The sequence below is a fragment of the Paenibacillus sp. M-152 genome (genome assembly GCF_003856555.1).
Taxonomy (GTDB): Bacteria; Bacillota; Bacilli; order Paenibacillales; family Paenibacillaceae; genus Paenibacillus; species Paenibacillus polymyxa_C.
The window spans coordinates 3,738,718-3,747,632 of the sequence record NZ_CP034141.1; the positions used below are offsets into that span (position 1 = coordinate 3,738,718).

Here is an 8,915-nt window from a genome sequence, read left to right on the forward strand (position 1 = left end):
TGTTCAGTTCCCCAATTTGTGCTCAGAACGGAGAGGTCGGTAAGGGAATTCTGCGAACAGCTTGCCCCTCATGGAGCGCCTCCCACGTAATTCTGCCTCCCTGGGTCCAATACATAGCGATATTTTCCAGATTCCTCTCCTCTAGAAGAATTTGAGAAACTTTCTCGCCTACTTTTCCTAAAAGGAGTGCACTTGTATTTGAATCCTCTCCGCCTTCCCCAATAAATATCGGAATAGACGCTCCCTCTGGCTCGTTACCCTTGCCGACAGATTCGATAAGCTCTCTCAGACCAGTGAGCAGTTCCTCTCGCGAGCTCGCTACGATTGCCGTCCGGCACTTCATCGCTTCGCGGCCTGTCTGAAGTGTGAAAGCCACATCATGTAAGGAAAGCTCGTTCTGCTGCTCCACATATTCAAGCAATTGACTCGCAAGAGCCTTCAATCGCTCCCAGTTTACGTCCGAGAGAACCACTACTTCTGTCTGATCTGCCCCTTTCAACTGAACAGCTTCTTTTGGCGAAGGAATGTATTCTTCCAGAATAAAATGGACGTTAGATCCCCCAGCACCGAAGGAGCTTACTGTTGCCCGCAACGGAAATTCCCGCGCTTCTCCTTCCAGCTCTATTACAGGCCGCTTCCATTCCTGAAGCTCCCGTTGCAGATAAAATGGAGTATTGCTGAAAGTAAGATTGGGATTCAGCTTCTCCGCTTTAATGGTGGGAACCAGTTTTCGATGCCACAATTGCAATATGGTCTTGGTTAGCTGCGATATCCCCGAGGCTGCTTCTGCGTGGCCTATATTGGATTTAACCGATCCCATGGCACAAAAGTGCTGCTCGTCCGTAAATTTCTGGAATGATTTTTTCAAGGCGACTAGCTCAATTGGGTCTCCCAATGTAGATCCATTGGCTGCTGCCTCTACATAGCTGACTGTCCGGGGGTGAATGCCGGCTTTCAAAAAGTTCTCTTCAACAAGTTGTGCCTGTGCATTGGGATTAGGGACCGTATACCCATTGCTGTGTCCTCCATGATTAGTTGCCGTAGATTTGATGACTGCTAAAATACAGTCTCCATCCTGTTCTGCCTTATGAAGCGGCTTTAAGAGAACTGCCCCAACTCCTTCAGCGGGAAGATATCCGTCTCCATCTGCAAAGCTTCGACTATCTTCATGGCTTCCGATCAAATTGTTCTGGCTGGATTCGATATATTTTTTGGGGCTTGTCAACAGATTCCCCCCGCCAGCTACTGCGATTTGGCACTCTCCTCTGATCAGGCTTTCACATGCCATATGGACAGCCACTGCAGAGGAAGAACTCATCGTATCAATGGATATGCTCGGACCCTGGAAATTGAAATAATGCGACATGGGGTTGGCGACAGCAACAGAACCAAAGGATGTGACCCGAGGGGCATCCGTATTTGTATCACAGTCGCAGTATTTATGATACGTAGCACCAACGTAGACCCCCACCTTGGACTGGTGTTTTTTCTGTAGCACCTCTCGCGTATATCCCGCACTTTCCAGCAGGCTCCATATCATTTCCAGGAAAAGCTGTTCCATAGGGTCCATCAAACTCACCTCATGAGGGGTCAGGTGAAAGAAAGAAGAATCCAACGGATTTATTCGGTTTAGGAAGCCCCCCCATTTGCAGTAGGTTTTTCCCGGTTTATTTCTTTCTTTATCAAAGTAAAGATCGTGATCCCAGCGATCTTCGGGAACTTCGGTAATGCAGTCCTTGCCCTCTTGGAGATTTCTCCAGAATTCTTGAATATTTTCCGCTCCAGGATATTTTCCGGACACCCCGATGACAGCAATGTCCATCGCTCCTGTTCCTGTGACCGCCTCCTTAGGCTCTACTCGCACTGACGAAATGGGTGAGTGCCGAAATATTGGAGAGGGAGCTTTTGCATGTTCTACGATGCCAATGGATTTCGTGCTGGCTCCCGCAACTAGCTCTTGTTCAGCACCAAACAAAGCGTTCAATTCATCCCAGTGTGATTCCAGGAAGTAATCCGTTAAACTCTGGATATTTGGATATTCAAACAGTAAGGTTCTGGACAGTGATCCAAACGTTTCTTCCAGTTGATCGGTTATTTCCATAGACTTTATGGAGTCAACTCCATAGTTCTCTAGGTTTTTATCCTCTTCAATGCGTTGTTCCGGCAGTCCGGTGGACGAGGAAAGTAAGCCCTTTAGATACCCTGTCGTCTGATCACGCAGCCGCCCTTCTCTAGGCAGGGATTTTGTCTCATTGGCTACAGAAACCGTGTCAGCTATTGCACTTACAGTCGCTACCTGATCCAGACCAAACAAAGTGCTTAATTCGTCTCGGTGAGATTCCAGAAAATATTCGGTTAAGCTTCGGATATTCGGATATTCAAACAATAGCGTTCTGGACAGTGATCCAAACGTTTCTTCCAGCTGATCGGTTATTTCCATAGACTTTATGGAGTCAACTCCATAGTTTTCCAGGTTTTTATCCTCTTCAATGCGTTGTTCCGGCAGTCCGGTAGATGAAGATAGCAAGCCTTTTAGATAACTTGTCACCTGATCACGCAACTGTTCTTCTCCTGGTCGAAGTTCTGTACCCATTGCTGCCGTGGCGGTGGCGGCTTTTACACCTACAGTTACTGCCTGCTCCAGACCAAACAGAGCGATTAATTCGTCTCGATGAGATTCCAAAAAATACTCGGTTAAGCTTCGAATATTCGGATATTCAAAAAATATCGTCTTCGACACCTGATCGAACGTCTTCTCCAACTGGTCAGTCAGTTCCATGGACTTGATAGAATCCACCCCGTAATTTTCCAACGGCGTATCCTCTTCAATTCGATATGCAGGCAGTTCGATTGACGAAGACAGCAAAGTCTTCAAGTAATGGGCCGTCTTTTCACGCAGCAGATGTTCATCTTGGACGGACACTACCTTATTTGCTGAGAAGAGAACCATGTTGTCTTCTGATCCGAGTCTCTGATCTCGGGCTGCTTCTCCGCTTTCTTCAAGCTGTCCTTCCATAATCATCATTCTGCTGATCAGCTCAATGTCTCCTTCTACCACCATCGCTTGATTCGATATGCAGGCTATACTTTGATACAACGCACTAATACCAGTCTCTGTCCTCATCGCAAACATACCTACATTCTGCAAGGCCTTCTCCGTCTCCTGGTCAGGCCGCATTCCGCCTTCTTTCCATAGCGGCCAATTGATCGACAGCGTTTTGCCCATACGCTCCCAGGAGGATACCAAGGTATTACGATACCAAGCATATGCATCCATGAACGCATTCGCGGTAGCATAGTCAGACTGACCCGCATTTCCGCCCACTCCCGCAGCTGATGAAAAAAGGATAAAGAAATCTAGGGGCATGTCCTTACTGGCCTGATCCAAATGGGCTAGGCCGGCCACCTTTGGCGCCAGTACTTCCCTAAATTCTGCGCTCGTCTTTTTGATGATATAGTTATCTTTGATAATTCCAGCACTGTGCAGAATGCCATTAATTCCGCCGTATGCCGTTTGGATGTCCTCAATCAGGCCAACCACCGCTTCCTTCTGCGTAACATCCACCTGTCTATATTCCACCTTGGCGCCCAAAGCCTTCAATTCTTCCAATGGGGCCAGCTTGTCCTCGTCCAGCATGGAACGCCCCGTCAGAATCAGAGTTGCATCCTTGGTCTGACGCGCAATTTCTTTGGCAAAAATAAGACCCAGGCCTTTGGCACCTCCAGTAACCAGATAAACTCCATGATCTTTCCATGGAATTTGTGGCATCGACGGCATTTCGACCTTGTTCCAGGCAGGAATCCAACGTTTGCCTTCTACAAACCGGATGCGGCTGTCCTCTGGACGCCGACTGCTCGATCTTAATATTTCAATGAGTCTTTCATTTTTCTCCATTTCCCCTACTTCAATCAGTTGCCCATAGAACTTTGGATTCTCCTTATGAGCTGTTTTGAGTAAGCCGCACAGCCCGGAGAAAAGTAGCTTTTCATTTCCAGACATCATTACAATTTGTACCAACACTTTGCCTTTAGGCTTGTTAATCAGGATACCTTGTATTTTCTCAAAGACCTGAACAGCATATGTTTCAAAGCGTCGGTCGACCTCCTCCATGCGGGCTTGTAGGGTGATACATTCCGCGCCTGTCAAGGAAGCCTCGACATGTAACGCAGCTATGGCATCTGTCTCACAAAGTATGACCACATGCCGTTCGTAGTCGGTTGTTATGGTTTCCTCCCCAACCGCCTGTTCTTTCCAGAATGGCTGCAGCATCATTGCACCGAGCGGTTGCTCACAAGTCTCCGCTTCCTTGTAGGAGACCCCTTTTATGCGCACACAGATTCTGCCTGCCTCGTCGCACAAATCAATGTCAAACTTGTGCGCCCTATGATCAATCTGGTTTCCTCTTCCATGCCGTACCAACGCCCACATGTCGCTCGGACACTCCCGAAATATTTGAAGCCTGTCTATCGCAGTCGGCAGTATTTTTTTCCGAGAGTCAATGCCGGTGAACCGCATAATATTTTCATTATTCGAAAGCAGGTATAACGGCATTTGCAGGGCAGCACTTGTTATGAAGGGATGCACAACAAATAGGCCTTCAGTATTTGCCATACCGGAAGGCAGTGATAGCTTGGCCAGTACCAAGTCCTGACCTATATAAACTTGCTCAGCGGACTGGAATTCCGAACCGTAGTTAACTTCAATCGTCCGCAGTGCTTCATCGTCTCCCCCATGTGAAATATGATCAATGCACTCCATCTGCAAAGCCTGAATATCTAATGTTTCCGTTCTACTTAAAGCCTCCAGCTCGGCACTTCCCTCGCTGTATATGACAGGATCGCCTGCTTCGGTTCGTGTGCTGTAAATCTTGAAATCAATTCCCCCTTGATCTCCCGGAAAGAGTCCTATATGTATTTCCGGCCGATCTCCTATGACAGGAGCATGTGTCCATACCATGTCTGTGAGTGTGATGCCTGCCTGACCCTTCTCCTGTACTGTTAACGAATGTTCAACCGCTGCCCGTGCCATTTCAAGACATGCTCCATCTGACAGGACAAGTCTTCCGTCAACGACGGAACTATTCAGATAAAACTCCTGACCGTTAAAGGTTGAGCTAAATCTTTGCTCAGAAAGAACGGAGGTGTTGTGATGCAGCAAGGGGTACAGATATGCTGGAGCGACACCAGCGGGCTTTTCTTCATCTACTGATATCCAGTAGCGTTCCCTAGCAAAGGGATATGTGGGCAAACTGATGCGGAAAGGCTGGATATCACTGTAGAGTCTGTTCCAGTCAACGTGCACACCCTTGACCCACAATTCCGAAAGTCTGCCGTATTTCTCTGCTAGATTCCAGACATCAAAGGATTCATCCAGCGCTTCTTCCAGCTGAGCTACATCCAAGCTCTCCTTGTCCCGCTTGGCCTGTCCCCGATAAAGCTGTGCAATATCCGGTCTTCCCCCATTGAATTCCCGCAGTTTGTTCCTAAGTTCCTCCACTGACTGAACGACCACGGCAAGGCGCTCATCCATCGCCTCACGCCCCATTTGCAAGGTGTAAGCCGCATTCACCAGGTCGTTATCTGAGAAGACATTTTTATCAATTGCAGCAGTCAACTGAACAGCCTGCTCTTTCAATGCTTCATCACTTTTGGCCGACAATATAATGACAACCGGCTTTTGCGGAGTAGAGACAGCCTGTTCTGCCGGAATGTATTCTTCTAGAACGATATGGGCATTAGACCCTCCGGCTCCGAAGGAAGATATGCCTGCAATTCTAGGGTATTCCCGTTGCTCGCCGTTTTTCTCCAAAATCGGACGTTTCCATTCAGCAAGTCCCTGCTGAACTGTAAATGGCGTTTTGGCAAAGTTTATATTGGGGTTCAATTCTTTGGCATGCAGGCTTGGGACAATTTTTCGGTTTTTCATTTGCAGAATAATTTTAGCGATTCCTGCAATCCCTGCGGCCGCCTCTAAATGGCCTATGTTTGATTTTACCGAGCCAATCGCACAGAACCCTGTATCTTGTGTATCCTTCTTGAAAGCCTGGGTAAGTCCGGTAATTTCAATAGGATCACCGAGTTCTGTCCCTGTACCGTGAGCTTCAATATAACTGACTGTTCGAGCATTGACGCCTGCTTTATCCAAGGTTTCTCGGATCAATTCTGCCTGTGCTACCGGATTAGGCACGGTATACCCGTTTGTTTTTCCGCCATGATTGATACTAGTTGCCCGAATAACCGCATAAATATGGTCCTTATCGGCAATGGCTCGAGATAAAGGTTTGAGCAACACAACACCCGCACCTTCACCAGGGACAAATCCATTTCCTCCTTCACCAAAGCTCTTGCACCGTCCCTCTGGCGATAGCATTCGCATTGTGCCTAGAAAAACATAGTTGGAAGGATGAAGATATAAGTTAACTCCCCCTGCTATAGCAATCTCGCATTCTCCGTTATGGATATGCTCACAGGCCTCATGGATTGCAGTTAATGACGATGAGCACATGGTATCCACCGAAAAGCTAGGTCCCTTCAGATTCAAGAGATACGATATTCGATTTGCTACCGAACTGAAGGATGTGCGAGGAAAGATTGGTTTGCCTTGCTCCCACAGCTTGGGTCCGTATAAATTGAAGCCTGTTGCGGTAATGCCTGCAAAGACGCCAATTCGCCCATTATATTGCGCTGCAAGCTGATCTCTGCTGTATCCAGCATCCTCGAAGGTTTTCCAGCATTCTTCCAGGAATATCCGCTCCTGAGGGTCCATACTCATAGCTTCCCGAGGAGATATATTGAAGAAAAGAGGATCAAAATCTGCAAAATCCTCCACAAATCCCCCAGATTTGCTATAGCTTTTGCCCTTCTCCACAGCTTCCTTTATATCAGGAAAGTAAAATCCTTCCCTATTCCAGCGATCTGCGGGGATTTCTGTAATACAATCTTTGCCCTGTTGTAAATTGCTCCAGTATTCCTCCATATTTTTTGCTTGTGGAAATCGTCCGCTCATGCCAATAATGGCTATTTGTTCGTGTTTTACACTGCCTGTGTCTATAACTGTCCTACTGGCATGATGGTTTTCTTCCTTTGGTAGAGTCGGCAATGATAATTCGCTATCAGTATGCAAAGATACGGGGATGAAGTTTTCTTCCGGCTCCAGCCGTCTTCCAAGTCCTGTCCACCGTACGCATTCCTCATAATAGTCAGCAATAAAATATTCCGCTACCGCTTCCAACGTCTGATATTCAAAAAACAGGGTCATCGAGATTTCACCAAAAACTCCTTGAAGCTTTTGGTTGAGCCTTGTAATCATGATGGAGTCTATGCCGTAGCTCTCCAAAGGCTCACTGACATCAATCTTTTCAATGCTCAGCTTAGTCACTTCTCCAAACAATACTTTAAGCTGGTGCAAGATTTTTTCCAGAAGCAGCTCAGGATTTATCGGTGAAGAAGCTGTCTCTTCAATATATAATTTTTCCTGTGGCTGAGGCTCCAATAGATGCTTCCGCAATCTAGGCAAATCCCCTTCTATCACCAGTACCTGCTTCTGGCCAGAGGCTAGGCTATCATATAATGCCTTGACGCCGTTTGCAGTTTGCATGGCCACCATGCCAATACTTTGCCAAGCCATCTCCGTTTCGGCATCCGCATGCATTCCTCCATCCTTCCAGAGCGGCCAATTGACAGACAGCGTCTGCCCTTTGCGCTCCTTGGAAGAGACGAGGCTGTTTCGATATAAGGCATAGGCATCCATAAACGCATTTGCTGCGGAATAATCGGCCTGACCAGGATTGCCCATAATCCCTGCGATGGAAGAGAAGAAAATGAAGAAATCAAGGTCTAGCTCCTTCGTCGCCTGATCCAGGTTGACCAATCCGGCTACTTTGGGAGCCATTACTTCCTTGAACTCTTCCTGCGTCTTATGAATAATAAAACGATCCTGTATCACCCCTGCACTATGGAGGATGCCATCAATCCCCCCATGCTCCTCTTGGATCTTTAGGATCAGTTGCGAGACCTCTTCCTTTCGGGATACGTCCGCTCGTCTGTACTCTACGCGGGCTCCCAGTGCTTTCAATCCCTCCAATATGGCCTGCTTGCCTTCGTCAAATATTGAACGCCCTACCAGGACTAGCGTAGCTTCTCTGACTCGCCGGGCGATATCTCTCGCAAAAACAAGCCCTAAACCTCCTACACCGCCCGTAATCAAATAAATCCCCCGATCCTTCCAGGGCACTCTTCCCGGAGTTTCAGGGGCTTTCATTTCGCTCCAGCTGAGAGTCAGACGTTTACTGTTCTCATACCGTATCCTTTTGTCTTTGGGGTATTGGCTGTTCTCTTTTAATTTCTCAACGATCTCTTCCAAACCTGTAGCTTCCAATTCAACGAATTGCCCTGCGATTTTTGGGTTTTCCTTTTCGGCTGTTTGCAGCAATCCCAAAAGCCCAGCAAAGAGCTGCTGTCCGCTTTGGGAGGAAGCAACAATCTGTACCAGCACGTTGCCCCTCAGATTCTCTTTGAGAATCATTTGCACTTCCGCAAGCAGTTGAAGAGCATAGCCCTGAAACCGTTCATCCATGCCGGTTTGACCGGCATGGAGCTTGATGCATCGGGTTCCTTTTAAGAGCGCTTCAATGCTTCGCTCCGAGATATGATCGAGTTCGCAAAGCACCACCAGATGTTGGCTAAATTCAGGGAGAGTCGCTTTTTGGAGTGCAGCTTGCTCTTTCCATGAAGGCTCAAGCATAAGAATTCCTGTATTCGCCAGGGCCCCCGCCTCGGCCCCTGCTGTGCTTTGCAGGGTACCGTGTGAAGCCATTTGAGCTTGAACTTGGCGTATTCTGAAAATAGCCTCCTCTTTCTGCATCCGTCCGCTTTTTACCTCGCCCAGAATATTTTGAAAAAAGTCCTTCATCTTC

Annotated in this window: 1 protein-coding gene; it reads right to left on the reverse strand. The window is 47.6% G+C overall.

Annotation, left to right across the window (positions count from 1 at the left end; translation table 11 throughout):
* Nucleotides 1-22 precede the first annotated feature (22 nt).
* Nucleotides 23-8,911 carry a hybrid non-ribosomal peptide synthetase/type I polyketide synthase gene (locus EGM68_RS16395; protein WP_129549591.1) on the reverse strand — a complete coding sequence of 2,963 codons (8,889 nt, stop codon included), beginning with the start codon at nt 8,909-8,911 and terminating at the stop codon, nt 23-25.
* Between the last annotated feature and the right edge of the window lie 4 nt (nt 8,912-8,915).

Bases quoted from the DNA above. Each gene is read 5' to 3' on its own strand.
- EGM68_RS16395 (WP_129549591.1), bottom strand. From the start codon at position 8,911: ATGAAGGACTTTTTTCAAAATATTCTGGGCGAGGTAAAAAGCGGACGG.